17 protein-coding genes are annotated in these 20,448 nt (G+C 61.9%); 8 read left to right on the top strand and 9 right to left on the bottom strand.

Annotation, left to right across the window (positions count from 1 at the left end):
- Nucleotides 1-130: 130 nt before the first annotated feature.
- The 7 genes from AB4O22_RS29220 to AB4O22_RS29190 form a co-directional block, all read right to left on the bottom strand.
- A complete protein-coding gene (locus tag AB4O22_RS29220; protein ID WP_223472183.1) occupies nucleotides 131-3,583 on the bottom strand; it encodes a GMC oxidoreductase in 3,453 nt (1,150 codons plus the stop codon).
- Nucleotides 3,584-4,704: 1,121 nt separating this feature from the next.
- On the bottom strand, nucleotides 4,705-5,475 hold the full coding sequence (gene etfB / locus AB4O22_RS29215; protein WP_003206321.1) for an electron transfer flavoprotein subunit beta: 771 nt from the start codon (nucleotides 5,473-5,475) through the stop codon (nucleotides 4,705-4,707).
- A gap of 13 nt (nucleotides 5,476-5,488) precedes the next feature.
- Nucleotides 5,489-6,709, bottom strand: a complete 1,221-nt coding sequence (etfA, locus tag AB4O22_RS29210) for an electron transfer flavoprotein subunit alpha (RefSeq protein WP_223472182.1) — start codon at nucleotides 6,707-6,709, stop codon at nucleotides 5,489-5,491.
- Nucleotides 6,709-8,658, bottom strand: coding sequence for a dimethylglycine demethylation protein DgcB (gene dgcB / locus AB4O22_RS29205; RefSeq protein ID WP_223472181.1), 1,950 nt, complete (start codon nucleotides 8,656-8,658; stop codon nucleotides 6,709-6,711). The genes etfA and dgcB overlap by 1 nt, the downstream gene beginning before the upstream one ends.
- Nucleotides 8,659-8,828: 170 nt before the next feature.
- Nucleotides 8,829-10,889 carry a dimethylglycine demethylation protein DgcA gene (gene dgcA / locus AB4O22_RS29200; protein ID WP_003206325.1) on the bottom strand — a complete coding sequence of 687 codons (2,061 nt, stop codon included), beginning with the start codon at nucleotides 10,887-10,889 and terminating at the stop codon, nucleotides 8,829-8,831.
- A gap of 15 nt (nucleotides 10,890-10,904) precedes the next feature.
- Nucleotides 10,905-11,435 (bottom strand): 4-vinyl reductase, encoded by a 531-nt coding sequence (locus AB4O22_RS29195; protein ID WP_003177589.1) that lies wholly within the window; start codon nucleotides 11,433-11,435, stop codon nucleotides 10,905-10,907.
- 80 nt (nucleotides 11,436-11,515) lie between these two features.
- A complete protein-coding gene (locus AB4O22_RS29190; RefSeq protein ID WP_003206328.1) occupies nucleotides 11,516-12,493 on the bottom strand; it encodes a dipeptidase in 978 nt (325 codons plus the stop codon).
- 235 nt (nucleotides 12,494-12,728) lie between these two features.
- Here AB4O22_RS29190 and AB4O22_RS29185 point away from each other — a divergent pair, with 235 nt between their 5' ends.
- The 4 genes from AB4O22_RS29185 (at nucleotide 12,729) to AB4O22_RS29170 (ending at nucleotide 14,229) form a co-directional block, all read left to right on the top strand.
- The gene (locus AB4O22_RS29185; RefSeq protein WP_223472180.1) at nucleotides 12,729-13,130 is read left to right on the top strand and encodes a lysozyme inhibitor LprI family protein; all 402 of its coding nucleotides are present in this window, start codon (nucleotides 12,729-12,731) and stop codon (nucleotides 13,128-13,130) included.
- 88 nt (nucleotides 13,131-13,218) lie between these two features.
- Nucleotides 13,219-13,473, top strand: coding sequence for a type II toxin-antitoxin system RelE family toxin (locus AB4O22_RS29180; RefSeq protein WP_223472179.1), 255 nt, complete (start codon nucleotides 13,219-13,221; stop codon nucleotides 13,471-13,473).
- Nucleotides 13,457-13,780 (top strand): helix-turn-helix domain-containing protein, encoded by a 324-nt coding sequence (locus AB4O22_RS29175; protein ID WP_003206335.1) that lies wholly within the window; start codon nucleotides 13,457-13,459, stop codon nucleotides 13,778-13,780. The genes AB4O22_RS29180 and AB4O22_RS29175 overlap by 17 nt, the downstream gene beginning before the upstream one ends.
- A 32-nt stretch (nucleotides 13,781-13,812) precedes the next feature.
- On the top strand, nucleotides 13,813-14,229 hold the full coding sequence (locus AB4O22_RS29170) for a DUF3010 family protein (RefSeq protein WP_003206337.1): 417 nt from the start codon (nucleotides 13,813-13,815) through the stop codon (nucleotides 14,227-14,229).
- Nucleotides 14,230-14,403: 174 nt separating this feature from the next.
- Here the strand turns inward: AB4O22_RS29170 and AB4O22_RS29165 are convergent, their stop codons facing one another.
- Together AB4O22_RS29165 and AB4O22_RS29160 are read right to left on the bottom strand one after the other, a co-directional pair.
- On the bottom strand, nucleotides 14,404-15,588 hold the full coding sequence (locus AB4O22_RS29165) for an ATP-binding protein (protein WP_223472178.1): 1,185 nt from the start codon (nucleotides 15,586-15,588) through the stop codon (nucleotides 14,404-14,406).
- 68 nt (nucleotides 15,589-15,656) lie between these two features.
- Nucleotides 15,657-16,616 (bottom strand): GlxA family transcriptional regulator, encoded by a 960-nt coding sequence (locus AB4O22_RS29160; RefSeq protein WP_046063292.1) that lies wholly within the window; start codon nucleotides 16,614-16,616, stop codon nucleotides 15,657-15,659.
- A 186-nt stretch (nucleotides 16,617-16,802) separates the two neighbouring features.
- Here AB4O22_RS29160 and AB4O22_RS29155 point away from each other — a divergent pair, with 186 nt between their 5' ends.
- From AB4O22_RS29155 to AB4O22_RS29140, 4 genes are all read left to right on the top strand, one after another.
- Nucleotides 16,803-17,747 (top strand): choline ABC transporter substrate-binding protein, encoded by a 945-nt coding sequence (locus AB4O22_RS29155; protein WP_003206341.1) that lies wholly within the window; start codon nucleotides 16,803-16,805, stop codon nucleotides 17,745-17,747.
- A 71-nt stretch (nucleotides 17,748-17,818) separates the two neighbouring features.
- Nucleotides 17,819-18,706: a beta-keto acid cleavage family enzyme gene (locus AB4O22_RS29150; RefSeq protein ID WP_223472176.1), complete on the top strand. Its 888-nt coding sequence runs from the start codon at nucleotides 17,819-17,821 to the stop codon at nucleotides 18,704-18,706.
- A gap of 160 nt (nucleotides 18,707-18,866) precedes the next feature.
- The gene (locus AB4O22_RS29145) at nucleotides 18,867-19,832 is read left to right on the top strand and encodes an L-carnitine dehydrogenase (protein WP_223472175.1); all 966 of its coding nucleotides are present in this window, start codon (nucleotides 18,867-18,869) and stop codon (nucleotides 19,830-19,832) included.
- Between the two features lie 129 nt (nucleotides 19,833-19,961).
- On the top strand, nucleotides 19,962-20,438 hold the full coding sequence (locus AB4O22_RS29140) for a thioesterase family protein (RefSeq protein WP_223472174.1): 477 nt from the start codon (nucleotides 19,962-19,964) through the stop codon (nucleotides 20,436-20,438).
- The last annotated feature ends 10 nt before the right edge of the window (nucleotides 20,439-20,448 follow it).

The following is a 20,448-nucleotide window of genomic DNA, read 5'->3' as shown; positions in this document are numbered from 1 at the left end:
TTCCTGACTCACGAGATGCGGCGCTCTGGTGATCGCCATCGCGAGCAAGCTCGCTCCCACACTGGATCAGCGGTACATAGCCCCCTTGTGGGAGCGAGCTTGCTCGCGATGCAGTCGACTCGGTCTTGAGTCAACCGAGCGCCGTCTTCTCCAGGTGCTCGAGGATGATCGGATACACATCCACCACCGCATCCTTGCCGAACATGCAGTCGATGTGGCCGTAACCCGGTATCTCGTGACGGCTGAACAACTGCGGGCCGTGCATCTCGCACAGTCGCTCGTAGGTCTTGAGGGTGCTTTGCGGCAAGTAGCACTGGTTGTCGGCACCGCTGATGAAGCAGATCGGCAATTTCAACCGATCGAAATGCGGCATGTAGACGTCGTTGCCCTTGAAGTCCACCAGGTGCCCCTTGCGCACGATCAGCGCCAAGTGCTCGAAGGTCTGGATGTTCGACTCGCCGAACAATTCATGCAGGTTGTCGTGCAGGGTTTCGTTGAGGGTGTCGTGGCGGTACAGCGAGGCATACATGAACGTGATGCGATGGCAGACCGGGTTGGTGCAGTAGCCCTGGGCCTCGATCCGGGCATAGCCGTTGAGGGCCTTGTCGTAGAGTTTGTTGAACCAGCTTTCCTTGGTGTCGGCGTAGGCCGTGAGGGACTTGATGCCGATGGCATCGAGCATCCCCGGCAAATGCAAACCGGCCTTCAGCCCAGTAGCAGTGGCGACCACCGTGTCGGCGGCGATCTGCGAGCAGACCACCGAACGCACGCCCTGCAAACCCGCCAGCATCGACATGAAGAACGTCGTCGCACCGTAGCAATGCACTACGCACTGCACGTCACTGGCCAGGGTCGCCTGCTGGATCTGCTCGATGGCGGCCTTGAAATCGTACTGGGCCACCTGGTCGCCGTTCCATTCGTTTTTGCTGGCCGGCAGCAGGATGCTCACTCGCAAATCCAACAGCCAGACGTCGTATTCGTGCTTGCAGAGGTATTCCAGCAGGTTGGTGTGGATGGTGTCGGTGGAGAAAATATTCGAGCCCACGCCCAGGCCATGGACCAACATCACCGGACCTTTGGTGCCGGCCTGATAACGGGTCAGGCGCAGCTCGACGTTGTCTTCGGTCTGGAAGAAATGCACCACCGGTGGCGGCGCATCCAGTGGACGTTTCAACCGGGGCGGCGCGTCCGGGTTGAAGTAGACGTCGCCGGCGAAGACACCGCCGTAGCTCTCCCACAAGATGCCGGCAAAGAACTTGCCAAATCGCGCCAGCGCCTCCACGCGCTCACGTTCATTGCGGGCATTGAGCACTTTCATGGTGGTCATTTGCTTGGCGAAGTCAGCCGGCAGGATGTGCATCACCCCCGAACCGATCACCGCGCCGGTCTTGTCTGACCCTCGATAGAGGGTGACGTACAAGGTACTGGTGTCGTGCCAGATGTTCAGCACACCGTTGTCCTCGGGCACGGTCTTGAAGGCGCTGAAGTAATAGTCGCTGCCGTCTTCGGCGGTCAGCTTCATGTCGTAGTTCATGTGCCGCACGCCAACCTGCCCCTGATACTGCTCGAACAGGTTGAATACCCCATTGCTGGCGACCAGCGGCTGCGACGAGAGCGACGGTGCGTCGAGGGTCCCCACCAGGGTTGCCGCATGCTCCGGCTCCTTGATCAGGCGGTTGAGGTCGGCGGCGGTGATGGTCAGGGTGAATTCGATGGACGAGTTGTCGGCCTTGCCACGCTTGGCCGCCGCTTCATACAGGCTGAGATCGGTGCCCTGGGGCTGGATGAAGGCTGTGGAAAAGTAGCCCTTCATGGTTTCGGTGAACTGCACGCCGAGGGTCGGCGCCGCCACCGCTTTACGCGGGACCGAAGGCAGCGTGTAGTCGATGATCCACCCCCGATCAGCCGCCAGCAGGCCCATGTTGCGCTCACTCACCGCCGAGATGGTCAGCAGCGGGTTGACCGCCAACGACGTCGGGATCACCGAACCGTCGGTCACGTACAGGCCCGGGTAGACATCGGTGCCGCTGGCGCCACTGAACACCTGGCCCTTGTGGTTGACCACGCCTTGGGTCGCATCCTCGCCCATCACGCAACCGCCGAGGGGATGGACCGAGACGATGCTGTGCTTGAGCAGCTTGGTCCAGATCGGGTTCTCGACCCAGATCCCGCCCAGGGCCTTGGTGCTCTGGTGCAGCCGCTCGTTGCCGAGGGTGACGTTCTCCTGTTCGCCGACGCCGGGCCAGTCGATGCGCAACTGATCCTTGCTGTCGAGCAGCATGCGCCCCTTGCCGTTGTCATGGCTCATGATCAAGTAGGTCTGCATGTTATGCAGCGCGCCGTAGTAGGGACCGCGCAAAAAGCTCTCGGCTTCGCGCCCCTTGTACTTGAGGCTGGCGCCGAAGCCAGTGTCGGTGGGCACACCGATCATTTCGGCAAACGCCGCCATGCTCGGCACCATGGCCCGACCGAGGGCGCCGGGAATCGAACCTTCCTCGATGACCATGCGGCTGCGCCAGTCGCCCTCGGTGCGCATATCGATGATCGAGGTGATGCATGGCCCCACCGGTTCCAGTTCCTTGGCCGAATGGGCACCGAAGCCGATGCCATTGATGACCTGGTCGCAGTTGTGGCCGAAGCCGAGGATGTCGCCGTTGCCGCTCATGTTCTCGCCCAATTGGCTGGACATCGACAGGCCCTTGTCCCGCGAGCGCAACATGATTTCGGTGGAGCCCAGGGTGCCGGCGGACACCACCACGATGTCGGCGCGCACGAACAGGGTCGGCGCCGAGAACATCTCGCGACCGCTGTCCAGGTATTGGAAGTGCACGATCCAGCCATCGCCGTCGCGCTCCAGGTGCCGCACCTCGGCCTGGCAGAAAATTTCCGCACCGTGGTTCCAGGCATCCGGCAGGTAATTCATCAGCGTGGTGTTCTTGGCCTTGTTGTTACAGCCCGAGACGCAATCGCCACAGCCGTTGCACGGCAGTTGTTCGACGCCGACGTGGTTGAGGTTGTTAGGCAACTTGTCGAAGGTCACGTTGATCGGTGGCGTGTAGAAATGCGCGCCTTGCTTGAGGTAATCGGCCGACTTCTTGTGGGCATCAAGTTTGGGCAGGTTTGGCTCCGACGCCGGATAGGCGTTGGGTTTGAGCATCTCCCGGGCCCGGGCGTAGCCGTCCTTGAGCAGCGTGTCCTGGTGCTCACGGACCGCCTGGGGCCAGCGCGGGTCCTCGAACACGCCAGGCTCCGGCTCCAGCGAAACGTTGGCATTGATCAGCGACGTGCCGCCCAGGCCACAACCGACCACCACGTTCTGCTGGGCGTTGACGTGCAGGTCGAACAGCCCGGTGCGCGAACCGATGTGGCCGTCCGGGTCGTGGACTTGCAGTTCCTCGGTGGCCGCGAGCAGGGTATTGGGGTATTCGCCGGGCTGGATTTCCCGGCCACGCTCCAGCAGGCACACCTTGCGTCCGGCCCGGGACAGACGCGAGGCAGCAATGCCACCCCCGTAGCCGGAACCGATGACGATCACGTCGTAGTGCTCCTGGATATCACTGATGGGGGTCGAGATCCGTGTCATGTTCAAGTCCTCTCAGGCAGAAGGGGCAACTCTGCGGTTGCCTGCAAATCGACAGGCGCACGAACGCCTGGCCACCGTCCCTTGCAGGGTCCGGCGGCAGTCAGCGGTGCTACAGGGAAAAAACCAGGCGCTATAGACGCGCACGCTGATTGACGGCGCGGCGATGAATGCGTTTGTGCAACGAGGTGGGAGGTGTCGGGACGCAGGTCACCGATGATTGCGGGTGTGAGCGGGGGTCCTTGCTATCCATCATGTGTTCTCCCTGAACCTGATGTGGATAAAGTGGCGATGTCCTTGTGCCATGGAGTGAAGACAGCCCACAGACCCTCGTCAAGGCTGCGACTTAGAACTGTATGAAATTTGATCTATCGCGATTTGCGCTATGCCCGCCGTGGCTTGCAGCGTTTGGCGAACAAGTTATCCACATGACCACCCACAGCAAATGGGGACAAGTACGTGTATGTCCGGCATTTTTCCACCGGCAAAGTGAATAAAAACCGTGACTTATGAACAATGACGGTTTTACCGACCTATCGGTTGTTTTTTGATCAAAGACCTGTAAGCCATGCCTGGCAAGGCGTGTGGCGGTAAGCGAACACCTTATCCACAGAAGCGCCAACAGTGTTTGGGGGTAATTCTGACGATTCTGTGGAAAACCCTTCGGACGACTTGTAAATCGAGGTTTTCCGGAGGTTTTCCTGATAAAAATGGCTGATTGATCATTTTATGATCAACTTACTGAAGACCCCGGTTCGTATGGCTTGCAGCGTAGAGCGAACATCTTATCCACAGAAGCGCCAACAGAGATTGGGGGCAAGTTTCGGCTGGAGCGAATAACTACTCACAGGCAAAAGCCAATAAAAACCGTGGGTTAGGCTGACTATTTTTTGAGCGCAGGCCTGGAGGGCCTGTTTTGCATAGGGTGCAGCGAGGGGCGAACAGGTTATCCACAGAAGCGCGCACAGGGATTGTGGGTAACCCACCATGCCTATTTTTTGTGGGAGCTAGCCCTGTGGGAGCAAAGCTTGCTCGCGATGAAAACGCCTCGATCTCTTAAGTGCCGAGGCGCCTGGATCGCGAGCAAGCTTTGCTCCCACAAGGGGGGCAGGGGGTACTTGAGGTCAGCGAACCACCCCTTCCTCCACCAACAGCTTGAGAATCGCCTCGGCCCCCGCCTCCGCGCTCACGCCCTTGAGCACTTGCCCGCCTCCGCCGCTGGCCTTGGCCGTGGCGGCTTTCATGCGGTCGGCGCCGCTCTTGGCCTTGATCACTTTCAAGCGTTTGGGGCGTGGCTTGGCCGGTTGCAGGGTTGCCACCGCCAGCAAGGTGTCGTCGATTACCTCGACTTCCTCGCCATGCAACGCCCCGCGCCGGGCCGGGCCGTAGGCGCTTTGCCGAGGTTTTGGCGCAGCGTTATCCACAGTGGCCAGGAACGGCAGGCGCACTTTGAGACGGCGTCGTTGGCCTCGAGGCAAGGCTTGCAGTACCAGGGCCACGCCGCCGTCGATGGACTCGACCTGGGCCAGCCCCACCACCAACGGCCAACCAAGATTCTCGGCCAGCAGGAACGGCAACATGCCCGAACCTTCACCGGTTTCGGCCTGGCTGCCGGTGAGCACCACTTGGGCTCCAGCGTCACGCAGGTAATCGGTCAGGGCCGGCAGAGCGTCCGCGCCGACAGGGTTTTCCAGCACGTGCAATTCATCCAGGCCCATGCCCAGGTAGGCGCGCAGGGCCGGTTCGGCCACATCACCGGCGTGCAGCACTTGCAGGTCGCTGCCGGCCAGTTGCAGGCCCAGCTCCACGGCCCGGGCGTCCTGTTCGGCGCGCCGGGGTCGCCCGGAAGTGGGGTGGGCGCCGATGGACACGAGGCTGATCACTTGGGTACTCATCAACTTATCCTTCTTAAGCCGCATCGCGCTTGGCTTCGTTGCGGTAAGCCTCTACCGCCGCGATCAAGGCCTGGAGAATCGCCGCGCTGTCACCGATCACCGACAGGTCCGCCCGTTTGATCATGTCGCAACCCGGATCGAGGTTGATTGCCACCACCTTGTCGCAGGCGCCAATGCCCTGCAGGTGCTGGATCGCCCCGGAAATCCCCACGGCCACGTAGACCCGCGCCGTAACCCAGGTGCCGGACGCACCGACCTGGCGATCGCGAGCCATAAAGCCGTCGTCCACCGCCACCCGCGAAGCGCCTTCAGTGGCGCCCAGGGCCGCAGCGGTCTGGTGGAACAGCGCCCAGTCCTTGACCCCATTGCCGCCGGAGAAAATGAATTCGGCTTCGGCCATCGGGATCGCACCCGGGTCCACCGCCACCGCGCCGAGGTCTTCGATACGCGACAAGCTGCGAGCCACGCTTGTGGATAACTCCACCGGCAAGGCTTCGTGGCGGGTTTCGCTGACCGGCTCGGCACATTCGACCGCCGCCAGGATCAAGCGCGCCAACGGCCGGGCCAGGTCTTGCAGGCCGGCACCGGCGCGGCCGATGCACTCTTCGCCCTTGACCTGCCAGACCCGCGTGGCCGGGCGTTCGCCCAGGGCCGCAGCCAAACGCCGGCCCAGTTCTCCGCCACCGGTGCGGCTGTCAGGCAATAGCCAATGGCGCGGGCTGAATTGGTTATCCACAGCCCGCAGGCCTTGCACTCGTTGTTCCGGTGCATAACCGCTGAATTCTTCGCCATCGAGCACCAGCAAGCGGTCGACACCGGCCGTGGCGAAGGCGTTTTCCTTGTGTTCGCCGAAGACCACCGCCAGCACCGCGCCTTCGCTGCCGGCAAGCTGATGGGCCAGGCCCAGCAGATCGCGGTCGTGGCTGCTCAAGCGGCCACCGACCATGTCCGGCACCACACTGATGTAGAACGCAGGTTGCGGCACCTGATGCAGCGGCAGTTGCACTTCAGCGGCGGCAGTACGCTTGGTCGCGCCACCCTGCTGGGCGCCGCTGCGGTCGATGCGCTTGATGCCATTGGGGCCGATGAAACCGACGCCATGGACATTCTTGCGGATGATGCCGTTGGGCCCCATCCAGCTGTGCTGCACCGGTTGCATGGCCGCGTGCAGCGGGTGCAGGCGGTTGCGGGCGATCCACTCGGCGCGGGGGTCGCGGCGGATGATGTCACTCATTAATGCACCTCCGCGGGTTCACGTTTGGCCGGGGTTACCGGTTTGCTCGGGGCCGCGTCTTCCAGCAGCGCGTCGGCCACCAGTTCGGCGATGTCCTTGATCATTGGCCGCGGTTCGACCACGCCTTCCAGCATCGCGGTGCACTGTGGACAACCCACGGCCACCAGTTCGGCGCCGGTTTCGCGGATGTCGTCCATGCGCATGTCAGGGATCCGCTGCTTGCCCGGAATGTCGGTGATCGGCGCACCGCCGCCACCGCCGCAGCAACGCGAACGGAAACCGGAACGTTGCATCTCCTTGACCTCGATACCCAGCGCACGCAACACCTGGCGCGGCGCCTCGTATTCGCCGTTGTAGCGGCCCAGGTAGCACGGGTCGTGATAGGTCACGCTGTCGCCCTTGTGCTGGCCGAGGTTCAGCGCCCCGGCGTCGATGATTTCCGCCATGTAGGTGCTATGGTGCTGCACCAGGTAGTTGCCATCGAAGGCGCCGTATTCGTTTTTCAGCACGTGGAAACTGTGGGGGTCGCAGGTGACGATGCGGTTGAAGCTGTATTTGGCCAGGGTCTGGATATTGCGCTTGGCCAACAGCTGGAACGTCGCCTCATCACCCAGGCGCCGGGCCACGTCGCCGCTGTCGCGCTCTTCGAGGCCGAGCACGGCGAAGTCGATTTTCGCCGCCTTGAGCACTTTGACGAAGGCGCGCAAGGTGCGCTGGTTGCGCATGTCGAAAGCACCGTCGCCGACCCAGAACAGCACGTCGGTGGATTTCTTCTCGCTGAGCAGATTGAGGTTCAAGTCCGCCGCCCAGTTCATCCGCCCGCCCGGGGCGAAGCCGCCAGGGTTGTCGGTGGCGATGAGGTTTTCCAGCACCTCGGCGCCCTTGTTCGGCGTCGCGCCTTTTTCCAGGGTCAGGTGGCGGCGCATGTCGACGATGGCGTCGACGTGCTCGATCATCATCGGGCATTCCTCGACGCACGCCCGGCAGGTGGTGCAGGACCACAGGGTCTCGGCGTCCACCAGGCCGTTGACGATCGGCTGATGTGGGTTGCCGCTGTGCTCGCCCACCGGTTTACCTGGATAGGGGCTGCCGGCGAATTTCGCATCGGTGCCGCCGGCCAGGCCGACGACCATGTCCTGGATGAGCTTTTTCGGGTTCAGCGGCTGGCCGGCAGCGAACGCCGGGCAGGCAGCTTCACACTTGCCGCACTGCACGCAGGCATCGAAGCCCAACAGTTGGTTCCAGGTGAAATCCTTGGGTTTCTCAACGCCCAGCGGTGCGCCAGGGTCGTTCAAGTCCAACGGCTTCAGACCGGTGGAACGACCGCCACCAAAGCGCTCGGCTCGGCGGTGCCAGGCCAGGTGCAGGGCACCGGCGAAGGCGTGTTTCATCGGCCCGCCCCAGGTCATGCCGAAAAACAATTCCGACACACCCCACAGCACGCCGACACCCAGGACCGCCGCCACCAGCCAACCGCCGAAGTTTTCCGGGAGAATGCCCGCCACCGGCAGGGTCACCAGGAAGAACGACGCCGAGAAGGCCAGCAGGCTTTTCGGCAGGCGCATCCAGGGGCCCTTGGACAAACGGGCCGGCGGATTGCGCCGACGCAAGTAGACGAAGATCGCACCGACGAACATCACGGCCGACATCAACAGCAACGCATAGCCGAGGAAGCGATTATGCAGGCCAAAACCGTGGACCAGGATCGCCAGCACCACCGACGCCACCGCACCACCAGCCGTGGCCACGTGGGTATTGGCAATGTATTTGTCCCGCGCCACCACATGGTGCAAATCCACCATATAGCGCTTGGGCATGGCGAAGAGACCACCGATCAGGTCGACCTTGGCCGGTCGTCCACGGCGCCACATGTTCACCCGCCGCAAGGCGCCAAGGACCGCGAGGCCCAGGGCAGCAAACAGCAGGATGGGAAGAAGGGTGTTCAACATGGTGAAGCTCCCAAAGACCTCAGGTCTTGCAGGCACAGAAACCTGGATGTCTTGCTCGATCCCTGTGGGAGCGAGCTTGCTCGCGAAGACGGACTCAGATCCAACATAAATGTCGACTGATCCACCGCTATCGCGAGCAAGCTCGCTCCCACAGGGTTATCCACAAGCCGTTAGAAATCCTTGCACAACCGCAGGGCGTCGTAGATGGCCGCGTGGGTATTACGCTGGGCCACGCAGTCGCCGATGCGGAACAGCAGGTAGCCTTCGCCACTCTGCTCCAGGCACGGCTGGGGCTTGATCGCGAACAGGGCTTCAACGTCGATCTGGCCCTTGTTGCGCGAACCTTCCTTGAGCGCGTAGTAGATTTCCTCGTCCGGCCGCACGCCGTTTTCCACCACCACCTGGTCCACCACGCGCTCTTCCTTGGCACCGGTGTATTCGTTCTCCAGCACCGCCACCAGCTTGTCGCCTTCGCGGTAGACCTTCTCCAGCATCATGTCCCCGGTCATGATCACTTCCTTGGGGTACATGCTGCGGTAGTAGGTGGGGAACGACGTCCCGCCAATCGCCACGCCCGGCTTGATGTCGTCGGTGACGATCTCGACCTGGCTGCCCTTGTCGGCGAGGAAGTCGGCCACCGACATGCCGGTGAACTCGCAAATGGTGTCGTAGACCAGTACGTTCTTGCCCGGTGCAACCTTGCCGTCGAGCACGTCCCAGCTGCTGACCACCAGCCCTTCGGCGGCGCCCCAGTGCTCGTTCTGCTCCAGGTACGGATGCCCGCCGACGGCCAGCACCACCACGTCCGGACGCAAGTCCATGATGGTTGCCGCATCAGCCGCCACGCCCAGACGCAGGTCGACTTTCAACCGCGCCAGCTCCAGTTGGAACCAGCGGGTAATACCGGCGATCTGGTCCCGTTGCGGGGCTTTCGAGGCGGTGGTGATCTGCCCGCCGATGAATTCTTTTTTCTCGAACAGGGTCACGTCGTGCCCACGTTCGGCGGCCACACGCGCCGCTTCCATCCCAGCCGGGCCGGCACCCACGACGACCACCTTGCGTTTCGGCCCGGTGGACTTCTCGATGATGTGCGGCACTCCCATGTATTCACGGGACGTCGCGGCGTTCTGGATGCACAGCACGTCCAGGCCCTGGTACTGGCGGTCGATGCAGTAGTTGGCGCCGACGCACTGCTTGATCTGGTCGATCTGGCCCATCTTGATCTTGGCGATCAGGTGCGGGTCGGCGATGTGGGCGCGGGTCATGCCGACCATGTCGACGTAACCGCCCTCCAGGATCCGCGTGGCCTGGTTCGGGTCCTTGATGTTCTGCGCGTGCAAAACCGGAACCTTGACCACTTCCTTGATACCGGCGGCCAGGTGCAGGAACGGCTCCGGTGGATAACTCATATTCGGGATGACGTTAGCCAGGGTGTTGTGAGTGTCGCAACCCGAGCCCACCACGCCGATGAAATCCAGCATGCCGGTGTCATCGTAATACTTGGCGATCTGCTTCATGTCCTCGTGGGACAAGCCGTCCGGGTGGAACTCGTCGCCGCACAGGCGCATGCCCACGCAGAAATCGTCACCGACCTCGGCGCGCACGGCTTTCAACACTTCCAGGCCGAACTTCATCCGGCCTTCGAAGGTGCCGCCCCATTCGTCGGTACGCTTGTTGACCCGCGGGCTCCAGAACTGGTCGATCATGTGCTGGTGTACGGCGGACAGCTCGACGCCGTCCAGGCCACCGGCCTTGGCGCGCCGTGCGGCCTGGGCGTAGTTGCCGATCACCCGCCAGATCTCTTCCGGCTCGATGGTCTTGCAGGTGGCGCGGTGCACCGGCTCACGCACACCGGACGGCGACATCAGGGTCGGCCAGTTGAAACCGTCCCAACGCGAGCGACGGCCCATGTGGGTAATCTGGATCATGATCTTTGCGCCATGCTTGTGCATGGCGTCGGCCAGGTTCTGGAAGTGCGGAATGATGCGGTCGGTGGACAGGTTCACCGAACTCCACCATTCCTGCGGGCTGTCGATGGCGACCACGGACGAGCCACCGCAGATCGCCAGGCCGATGCCGCCCTTGGCCTTCTCTTCGTAATACTTCACGTACCGGTCGGTGGTCATGCCGCCGTCGGTGGCGTAGACCTCGGCGTGCGCGGTGCTGAGCACGCGGTTGCGGATGGTCAGCTTGCCGATCTGGATCGGCTGGAACATTGCTTCAAAAGCCATGGTGCGATCCTCGACTTACAACGGCTTGACGATGAACAGGCCGTCGTCGTGGCCTTCTTCGGAACCGCCGTAGACCTGCTCGGCCACGGTGCGGATCTTGCTGCCGCGAGCGGCGAGGATCTGGTCCATGGCACCGGCGAACCAGCCAGTGAACATGTAGTCGACCTTGCGCCCGACCTTGCCGTACACATAGACGAATGCCGAGTGTTCGAGCTTGACGCTGGCGGTGCCTTTGTCCAGGTCGATGTCCTGGATCTTGAACAGGCCCCAGCCACGCTGCGACAGGCGCTTCATGTAGTGCTCGAACACCGCGACGCCTTCCAGGCCATGGCATTCGGCTTCTTTTTCACACCAGTGCCAGGCGGATTTGTAGCCGGCCTTGTAGAGAATCTCGGCGTAGGCGTCGGCGCCCAATACTTCTTCGATGCCCATGTGGTTGTTGACGAAAAAGTGCCGTGGCACGTACAGCATCGGCAGGGCGTCGGAGGTCCAGACACCGGTTTCGCTGTCGACTTCGATAGGCAGTTGCGGGGCGATCTTGGCCATGAAAACTTGACTCCGGAAATTCGTGGTATTGCCTGCGGCGCAGAGGGCCGCAGGTAGAGGGTTGGCGGTACGGCGGCGTTTTATTCGCCCCAGACGTCTTTCAAGACGCTGACCCAGTTTTCGCCCATGATCTTGCGCACTACCCGCTCAGGATGGCCGCGCTTGAGCAGCGTCTCGGTGAGGTTCGGGAACTCGCCCACGGTGCGGATGCCCAGAGGGTTGATGATCTTGCCGAAGCTGGTCAGACGACGGGCGTAGCCCTTGTCGTGGGTCAGCATTTCGAAGAAGTCCTGGCCGTGGCCCTGGGTGAAATCGGTGCCGATGCCGATGGCGTCTTCACCAACGATGTTCATGGTGTATTCGATGGCTTCGGCGTAGTCGTCGATGGTCGAATCGATGCCCTTGGCCAGGAACGGCGCGAACATGGTCACGCCGACGAAACCGCCGTGATCGGCAATGAACTTCAGCTCTTCATCGGACTTGTTGCGCGGGTGTTCTTTCAGGCCGGACGGCAGGCAGTGGGAGTAGCACACTGGCTTCTTCGATTCGAGGATGACCTCTTCGGAGGTCTTGGAACCGACGTGGGACAGGTCGCACATGATGCCGACCCGGTTCATCTCGGCGACGATTTCGCGACCGAAGCCCGACAGGCCGCCGTCGCGTTCATAGCAACCGGTGCCGACCAGGTTCTGGGTGTTGTAGCACATCTGCACCACACCTACGCCCAGCTGCTTGAAGATCTCGACGTAGCCGAGTTGGTCTTCGAAGGCATGGGCGTTCTGGAAACCGAAGATGATGCCGGTCTTGCCCTGTTCCTTGGCGCGACGGATGTCGGCGGTGGTTTTCACCGGGATCACCAGGTCGCTGTTCTCGCGGATCAGTTTCTGGCTCGCGGCGATGTTGTTGATGGTGGCCTGGAAACCTTCCCACACTGACACGGTGCAGTTGGCTGCGGTCAGGCCGCCCTTGCGCATGTCTTCGAACAGGTCGCGGTTCCACTTGGCAATGATCAGCCCGTCGATAACGATGCTGTCGGCGTGCAATTCGGCTGGGCTCATCAGGCAGTCCCCTTTTGTCAGCGATTCATGCGCCGAATCGTGTGCCGGCGCTTTGGGGCCAGCATATGCCTGAGGGCCGTGGCGACCCGGTGCAAAAACGACAGGGGAATTGCCGAAAGCGTCAATCCACGACAATGGACTACAACAGGCCCACCCTACCCGTCTGTTCTTTAGCCGACGCTTGCGCCAGAATCCGCCGCATCACTGGTTTTCACTGGACTCGAGCGGCAACGCGATGAAATCACTCTTCCTGGCTTTGGCACTGATCAGCACCGTCGCACATGCGACCGAAGACACCGAACCCAACCCCTGCGACGAAGTTGAAAACGACGTCCAGACCCTGGCCTGCTCGGTCTACGGCAAAACCGCCGCCGAACAATTGCTGGGCGAAAACCTGCAAAGCCTCTTTGAGCGCCTGCAAACCCGCTACGCCAGCGACAAGGCCCAGCTCAACGACATCACCACCAAGGTCAAGGCCGCCCAGCAACTGTGGCAAAAACAGCGCGAGGCCGACTGCGCCGTCGCCGCCTTCCCGGCCAAACCCGGCAGCGAAGCCTACAAAATCGCCGAAAACGACTGCATGGCCCAGGTGAGCGATGATCGGTCGGAGTTTTTGGAGTCGATTGGGCAAGACTGAGGGCAATATTCAGACACCTTTCATGCGTTGGCCCTGGAGGGGATATAAGTCAGGATTCGCAAAACTTATAAAAGACTTATATCCTTTCATGAACACCATCCACTGGACCAGAAAAGCCGTTAAGCAGCTTCTGAAATTGCATTCTGCCCATCAGGCCCAGGTTCGGGACGCCGTTACGGCGCTCGCCCAGATGCCCGACGCGGCGAACGTCAAAGCGCTTGTCGGCCATGACTACGCCTGTCGCCTTCGGGTAGGCCGCTATCGAGTCATGTTCGATTGGGACGGGGCGATCAAGATCGTCAGCATTCAAGAGGTCAGGAAACACGATGAACGTACCTACTGATATTCAGATCATCAATGACGCAGACGGGCATCCGGCATTTGTGGTCATTCCATATGCCCAATACGTCGCGCAGAAACTGGAACCCGATCTGATTCCCCATGAAGTCGTCAGCCGCATCGTCGATGGCGCCACGCCCATTCGTGCCTGGCGCGAACACCTGAACCTGACTCAAGATGAAGTCGCCAGGCGCCTGGGTATTTCTCAACCGGCGTTTGCCCAGCAAGAGTCGGTCGCCAAGCCTCGCCGAGCCACCCGCGAAAAAATTGCTGCGGCCTTTGGTATCCATGCTGACCAGTTGGAGCTGTAAGCTGCACGCCACCCTCCAGCAAAAGGATTCACATGAAAACGTGCGGCATCGAAATCAAAGGCAGCGAAGCGATCATCGCCGTTGCCTCGCTGGATCAACAGGCGTTGAGCCACGTCCCGCTGAACACCAAGAAAATCGCCCTGGACGACGATGACGAAGCCGCCAACGTCAAGGCGTTTGCTGCTCAGGTCCGAGCGTTCGTGACGGATAACGGTATCGAACGCATCGCCATCAAAAAGCGCAGCAAGAAAGGCGAGTTCGCCGGTGGGCCGACGACGTTCAAGATCGAAGGGGTCTTCCAGTTGCTGGACGGTTGCGAGGTGACGCTGCTGTCGCCGCAGACCATCAATGCACAAAGCAAGAAACATGACTTCGCCCTGCCGGCGACGCTGAACAAGTATCAGCATGAGGCGTACAAGGCGGCGTGTTCGGCGCTGATGAAGAAATAGACCTTTTCCAGCCGAACACCGTACCTATAGTCATGGAATTTTTGTGGGAGCAAGGCTTGCCCGCGATGGAGGCGATGCGGTCCTTCAGAAACCGAGTCGACTGTTTCGCGAGCAAGCTTTGCTCCCACAAAACCCCCTCTCCACACAGGTCACTATGCTCGACCGCCAATCGGGTCAGGACCGATTCTGTTGCTTGCGATACCCCTTCAACCAATCGGCAAACGCCTTGTCCTCCAGCGCATAACCACCCCGGTTGGACTTCCACACCAATTCCTTTTCACGCAGCGCATCAATGCAGGCTTGGATGGTCTGGGTACCGGGCACGACTTCGCTTCCCATGGTCCTCAGCGCCTTGCCCACCGCCTCCAGCGTTGAATCGGTGAAAGGTGCGAAGGGCTCGTTGTTTTGCGAGCGCTCTGCCATGACCTGCAGCACGGCGCGTTGTGGCACCGTCAGGGCGTTCCAGGCGCTCTCGAACTCGGTCCAGACGCCGGCGCGCAGCATTTCAGCGCTGCTGCGCAGCAATTCACCCAACTGGCTCGCCTCACCCAGCTCCAGGGCAATTTCGCCGATGACGCTGCGCAACATCTCGGGACGGCGCCCAACCAACTCAAAAGCCTGGTCGAGGTCATCGGCGTTGAACTGGTTGGTCTGAGCCAGGTGTGCGTTCAAATGGGCGGTGTAGGCCTGGGTGAAAGCTTTGCCCAACAACGGAAACGGCGTGATGCTGGACCCGTAGAACGGTTGGTTGCGGCTCAATACCAAGTGGGCGAGCTTGTCGCGATTGGAGCCGGTGAACACCAGCCGCAGGCCGCTGGCATCCCCCTCACGTCCCTGGTTGAGCTGGTCACGGGCAGCCTTGAGGCCGAACATCGCGTTGACCCCGGCCTCGGTGGTCAAGGCATGCTGGGCTTCGTCGATCACCAGCACCACGGTTTTACCCGCGGCACGGTGCAACAGTTCCAGCGCCTGGGTCAGCGTCGCCCCTTCGGGCAGTTGCGGCTGGCTGAAATCCCAGGACAACGTGCGCAAGAAGCTGAGTTTGTCGATGCCCATGGATTTGGCGAGCTTGCGGATGCCCTTTTCATAAGGCACCAGTGCCCCGGCGATGGCCGAGGCGATCAGGTCGGCAGGGTCCTTCTCCTTGTTGGCCCAAAGATCGACATAGACCGCGAGCCAACCTCGCGTCTCGCATTCGGGAATCAAGTCTTCGCGCAGGAACGTACTTTTTCCGGTACGCCTTGGCGCGGCCAGGAACAGGCCTGAGGTGTAATCCTGGATCCCGGCGCCGGCCAGCCCATCGACAATATTGCGGGCCAGATCGGGGCGCCGGAAGACAAAACCGGGGTGCTTGGACATGGTTTTATACTCAATTATGGCGACAGGTATAATTTATAGTCGCGAGTATAATTGAGTATAAAAGCCTGTCAAACCAGTTCCCGCCCATCCCCCTGCCGTCGTCGATCCTCCCGCGGGCAGCGCTCGAACCGTGCCCGATAGCTGCGGGTGAAGTACGACGGTGACTCAAAGCCGCAGGCGATGCTCACTTCCAACACGCTCATGTCGGTCTGGCGCAGCAGCTGCCGGGCCTTCTCCAGGCGCAGGCGCAGGTAGAAGTTGCTCGGGGTGTCGTTCAGGTGCAGGCGGAACAGGCGTTCGAGCTGGCGACGGGTGACGTTGATCGATTCGGCCAGCGCCAAGGTGCTCAGGGGCGGTTCGCTGTGGGTTTCCATCTCGCCGATGACGTGCACCAGCTTCTTGTTGCGAATGCCATAGCGGTTGGCGATTTCCATGCGCTGGTGGTCTTTGCGCGGACGGATACGGCCGAGCACGAACTGCTCGCTGACCTGGATCGCCAGTTCCGAACCGTGGGCTTGGCCGATCAGGTCCAGCATCAGGTCGATGGAAGCAGTGCCGCCCGCGCAAGTGATGCGGCGACGGTCGATCTCGAACAGTTCCTGGGTCACGCTGAGTTGCGGATAGGACTCCTTGAACGCCTCGATCGCCTCCCAGTGCAAGGTCACGCGGTGCCCTTCCAACAGCCCCGCCTCGGCCAGCACCACACTGCCGGTGTCGATGCCGCCCAGGGTCACGCCTTCGTTGTCCAGCCGATGCAGCCAGCGCTCCAGCGCCGGGGTGGCGAATTTGAGCGGTTCGAACCCGGCCACCACCCAGAGGGTCGCGCCTTTCTTCAAGGGTTCAAGTGCGGCATCGGCGTTGACCGACATGCCATTGCTCGCCAGCACCGGCCCGCCATCGACACTCAGCACATGCCAGCGGTATAGCTCGCCACGAAACCGATTGGCGACCCGCAACGGCTCGATGGCCGAAATAAAACCGATGGCCGAAAAACCCGGCATCAACAAAAAGTAGAAATCCTGGGACATGGAGCGCACTCGGTTGGCGGGTAGCGTGCGGACCTTGATACGCCAGTTGCAACGGCCGTTCAAGAGTCGCTGCAGTGCAAGAGCACGTCGCCGCTGTGCGTTTTGCCAGGCGCCGGGCTGCGTAACTTGGCATCACCGGTGCGCAGATGCCGGACCCCATAACAATAAGCTGCCGAGGAACCCGACATGAAACGACTGATCAGCTCCTGTGTACTTGCACTTTGCGGCACCACTTTGCTCAATGGCGCCGCCATGGCAGCCGACCCTGCCGCATGCCAGAACGTGCGCCTGGGCGTGGTCAACTGGACCGACGTCATTGCCACCAGCGCCCTGACCCAAGTGATGCTCGACGGCCTCGGCTACAAGACCAAGCAAACCAGCGCCTCCCAGCAAATTATCTTCGCCGGCATCCGCGACCAGCGCCTGGACTTGTTCCTGGGCTACTGGAATCCGTTGATGACCCAGACCATCACCCCGTTCGTCGAGGCCAAGCAGGTCAAGGTGCTGGAGCAGCCAAGCCTCAAGGACGCCCGCGCGACCCTGGCCGTGCCGACCTACCTGGCCGACAAGGGCCTGAAGACCTTCGCCGACATCGCCAAATTCGAAAAAGAGTTGGGCGGCAAGATCTACGGCATCGAGCCGGGCTCCGGCGCCAATACCCAGATCAAGGCGATGATCGCCAAGAACCAGTTCGGCCTGGGCAAATTCCAACTGGTGGAGTCCAGCGAAGCCGGCATGCTCGCCGCCGTGGACCGCGCCGTGCGCCGCAAGGAAGCCGTGGTGTTCTTTGGCTGGGCGCCGCACCCGATGAACGTCAACGTGCAAATGACCTACCTCACCGGCAGCGATGACGCCCTCGGTCCGAACGAAGGCATGGCCACCGTGTGGACCGTCACCGCGCCGGACTACGCCCAACAATGCCCGAACGTCGGTCGCTTGCTGAGCAACCTGACGTTCAGCGCCGAAGATGAGAGCCGGATGATGCAGCCGTTGCTCGATCACAAGGACCCGCTCGAATCGGCCCGGCAATGGCTCAAGGATCATCCGCAAGACAAGCAGCGTTGGCTCGAAGGCGTCACCACCTTCGACGGCAAGCCCGCCGCCGACAACCTGAAACTGACCAGTAACTGAGCAACCGCTATCCATCTGCGCAGCACCAAAGGGCTGTGCAGTGACTCACCACGCCTGAAGGAATCCGCACCATGAACCACGACGTCATCATCACCTGCGCACTCACCGGTGCTGGCGACACGACCGCCAAGAGCCCTCACGTACCGGTCACCCCGAAACAGATCGCCGCCGCTGCCGTCGAGGCGGCGAAGGCCGGGGCCACGGTGGTCCATTGCCACGTCCGCGACCCGCAGACCGGCAAGTTCAGCCGCGACGTGGCGCTGTACCGCGAGGTGATGGAGCGCATCCGTGAAGCGGACGTGGACATCATCGTCAACCTCACCGCCGGCATGGGCGGCGACCTGGAGATCGGTGCGGGCGAACGGCCGATGGAGTTCGGTCCCAACACCGACCTGGTCGGTCCGCTGACCCGCCTGGCCCACGTCGAAGAGCTGTTGCCGGAAATCTGCACGCTGGATTGCGGCACCCTGAACTTCGGCGACGGCGACACCATTTACGTCTCCACCCCGGCGCAACTGCGGGCCGGCGCCAAGCGCATCACCGAGCTGGGGGTCAAGGCCGAGCTGGAGATCTTCGACACCGGTCATCTGTGGTTCGCCAAGCAACTGATCAAGGAAGGCCTGCTGGAAAACCCGCTGTTCCAACTCTGCCTGGGCATCCCGTGGGGCGCACCGGCCGACACCACCACCATGAAAGCCATGGTCGACAACCTGCCGGCGGACGCGGTGTGGGCCGGCTTCGGCATCGGCCGCATGCAAATGCCGATGGCCGCCCAGGCGGTGCTGTTGGGCGGCAACGTGCGGGTTGGGCTGGAAGACAACCTCTGGCTGGACAAAGGCGTACTCGCTACCAACGGCCAACTGGTGGAGCGCGCTGGCGAGGTCCTCAGCCGCCTCGGCGCCCGCGTGCTGACCCCGGCTGAAGGTCGCAAGAAAATGGGGCTGACCCAGCGCGGCTGAGCCGACATCAACTTCCCCTATTGGGGGCACAACCTGTGGGAGCAAGGCTTGCCCGCGATGACGGTATGTCAGTCGACATCCCTGTTGAATCTACTGCTGCCATCGCGGGCAAGCCTTGCTCCCACAGGAGATCACCGAACTATTTTTTCAGGAAATCACCATGAGCTTTATCACCGACATCAAGACCTTCGCCGCCCTGGGCAGCGGTGTGATCGGCAGCGGCTGGGTCAGCCGGGCCCTGGCCCATGGCCTGGACGTCGTCGCCTGGGACCCGGCGCCGGGTGCCGAAGCAGCGTTGCGCAAGCGCGTCGCCAACGCCTGGGGCGCCCTGGAAAAACAAGGCCTGGCACCCGGCGCTTCACAGGATCGGCTGCGCTTTGTCGCGACCATCGAGGAGTGTGTGCGCGACGCCGATTTCATCCAGGAAAGCGCCCCCGAGCGCCTGGAACTGAAACTCGAATTGCACGGCCAGATCAGTGCCGCCGCCAAGCCGAACGCGTTGATCGGTTCCAGTACCTCGGGGCTGCTGCCGAGCGAATTCTACGAAGGCGCCACCCATCCGGAGCGCTGCGTGGTCGGGCACCCGTTCAACCCGGTCTACCTGTTGCCGCTGGTGGAAGTGGTCGGCGGCAAAAACACCGCGCCCGAAGCCCTGCAGGCGGCGATGCAGGTATACGAATCCCTCGGCATGCGGCCACTGCATGTGCGCAAGGAAGTGCCCGGTTTCATTGCCGACCGCCTGCTCGAAGCGCTGTGGCGCGAAGCCCTGCACCTGGTCAACGACGGGGTAGCGACCACCGGAGAAATCGACGATGCGATCCGTTTCGGTGCCGGCTTGCGCTGGTCGTTCATGGGCACGTTCCTGACCTACACCCTGGCCGGCGGCGATGCCGGCATGCGGCACTTCATGGCCCAGTTCGGCCCGGCGCTGCAACTGCCGTGGACTTACCTGCCAGCGCCTGAGTTGACCGAGAAGCTGATCGACGACGTGGTGGACGGCACGAGCGCGCAATTGGGCAGCCACAGCATCTCGGCCCTGGAGCGCTATCGTGATGATTGCCTGCTGGCGGTGCTGGAGGCGGTGAAGACCACCAAAGAAAAGCATGGGATGACCTTTGCCGAGTAACTGATCGTTCCCATGCTCTGCGTGGGAATGCAGCCCGGGACGCTCCGCGTTCCGAATGAAGCGTGACGCAGAGCGTCACAAGAGGCGTTCCCACGCAGAGCGTGGGAACGATCATGCTCGGAGACAGCCATGCCCACCCTCACCACCTACCAAACCCGCATACTCCCCGAATGGGTCGATTACAACGGCCACCTGCGCGATGCCTTCTACCTGCTGATCTTCAGCTACGCCACCGACGCGCTGATGGACCGGCTCGGCCTGGACAGCCAGAACCGCGAAGCCAGCGGCCACTCGTTGTTCACCCTCGAACTGCACCTGAACTACCTGCACGAAGTGAAGCTCGACGCCCAGGTCGAGGTGCACACGCACATCATCGGCCACGACGCCAAACGCCTGCACCTCTACCACAGCCTGCATCTGGTCGGCGGTGATAAAGAGCTGGCCGGCAATGAACAGATGCTGCTGCACGTCGACCTGGCCGGCCCGCGCTCGGCGCCTTTCACCGAACAGGCCCTGGGCCAGCTCAGCGCCCTGCTCGACGAACAATCCGACCTGCCGCCGCCGCTGTACATCGGCCGGATCATCGCCCTGCCTCTCCCCCGATAGGCCGCGAACA

This window comes from Pseudomonas sp. S3_B11, assembly GCF_054667715.1.
This window is presented reverse-complemented; position numbering and strand designations above follow the sequence as displayed.

Excerpts from the sequence above, each read along its gene's own strand:
- AB4O22_RS29185 (WP_223472180.1), top strand. The coding sequence starts at position 12,729 with ATGAAATCACTCTTCCTGGCTTTGGCACTGATCAGCACCGTCGCACAT.
- AB4O22_RS29195 (WP_003177589.1), bottom strand. The coding sequence starts at position 11,435 with ATGGCCAAGATCGCCCCGCAACTGCCTATCGAAGTCGACAGCGAAACC.
- AB4O22_RS29160 (WP_046063292.1), bottom strand. The coding sequence starts at position 16,616 with ATGTCCCAGGATTTCTACTTTTTGTTGATGCCGGGTTTTTCGGCCATC.
- AB4O22_RS29150 (WP_223472176.1), top strand. The coding sequence starts at position 17,819 with ATGAACCACGACGTCATCATCACCTGCGCACTCACCGGTGCTGGCGAC.
- AB4O22_RS29145 (WP_223472175.1), top strand. The coding sequence starts at position 18,867 with ATGAGCTTTATCACCGACATCAAGACCTTCGCCGCCCTGGGCAGCGGT.
- AB4O22_RS29165 (WP_223472178.1), bottom strand. The coding sequence starts at position 15,588 with ATGTCCAAGCACCCCGGTTTTGTCTTCCGGCGCCCCGATCTGGCCCGC.
- dgcA (WP_003206325.1), bottom strand. The coding sequence starts at position 10,889 with ATGGCTTTTGAAGCAATGTTCCAGCCGATCCAGATCGGCAAGCTGACC.
- AB4O22_RS29180 (WP_223472179.1), top strand. The coding sequence starts at position 13,219 with ATGAACACCATCCACTGGACCAGAAAAGCCGTTAAGCAGCTTCTGAAA.
- dgcB (WP_223472181.1), bottom strand. The coding sequence starts at position 8,658 with ATGTTGAACACCCTTCTTCCCATCCTGCTGTTTGCTGCCCTGGGCCTC.
- AB4O22_RS29155 (WP_003206341.1), top strand. The coding sequence starts at position 16,803 with ATGAAACGACTGATCAGCTCCTGTGTACTTGCACTTTGCGGCACCACT.
- etfB (WP_003206321.1), bottom strand. The coding sequence starts at position 5,475 with ATGAGTACCCAAGTGATCAGCCTCGTGTCCATCGGCGCCCACCCCACT.
- etfA (WP_223472182.1), bottom strand. The coding sequence starts at position 6,709 with ATGAGTGACATCATCCGCCGCGACCCCCGCGCCGAGTGGATCGCCCGC.
- AB4O22_RS29140 (WP_223472174.1), top strand. The coding sequence starts at position 19,962 with ATGCCCACCCTCACCACCTACCAAACCCGCATACTCCCCGAATGGGTC.
- AB4O22_RS29190 (WP_003206328.1), bottom strand. The coding sequence starts at position 12,493 with ATGAGCCCAGCCGAATTGCACGCCGACAGCATCGTTATCGACGGGCTG.
- AB4O22_RS29220 (WP_223472183.1), bottom strand. The coding sequence starts at position 3,583 with ATGACACGGATCTCGACCCCCATCAGTGATATCCAGGAGCACTACGAC.
- AB4O22_RS29170 (WP_003206337.1), top strand. The coding sequence starts at position 13,813 with ATGAAAACGTGCGGCATCGAAATCAAAGGCAGCGAAGCGATCATCGCC.
- AB4O22_RS29175 (WP_003206335.1), top strand. The coding sequence starts at position 13,457 with ATGAACGTACCTACTGATATTCAGATCATCAATGACGCAGACGGGCAT.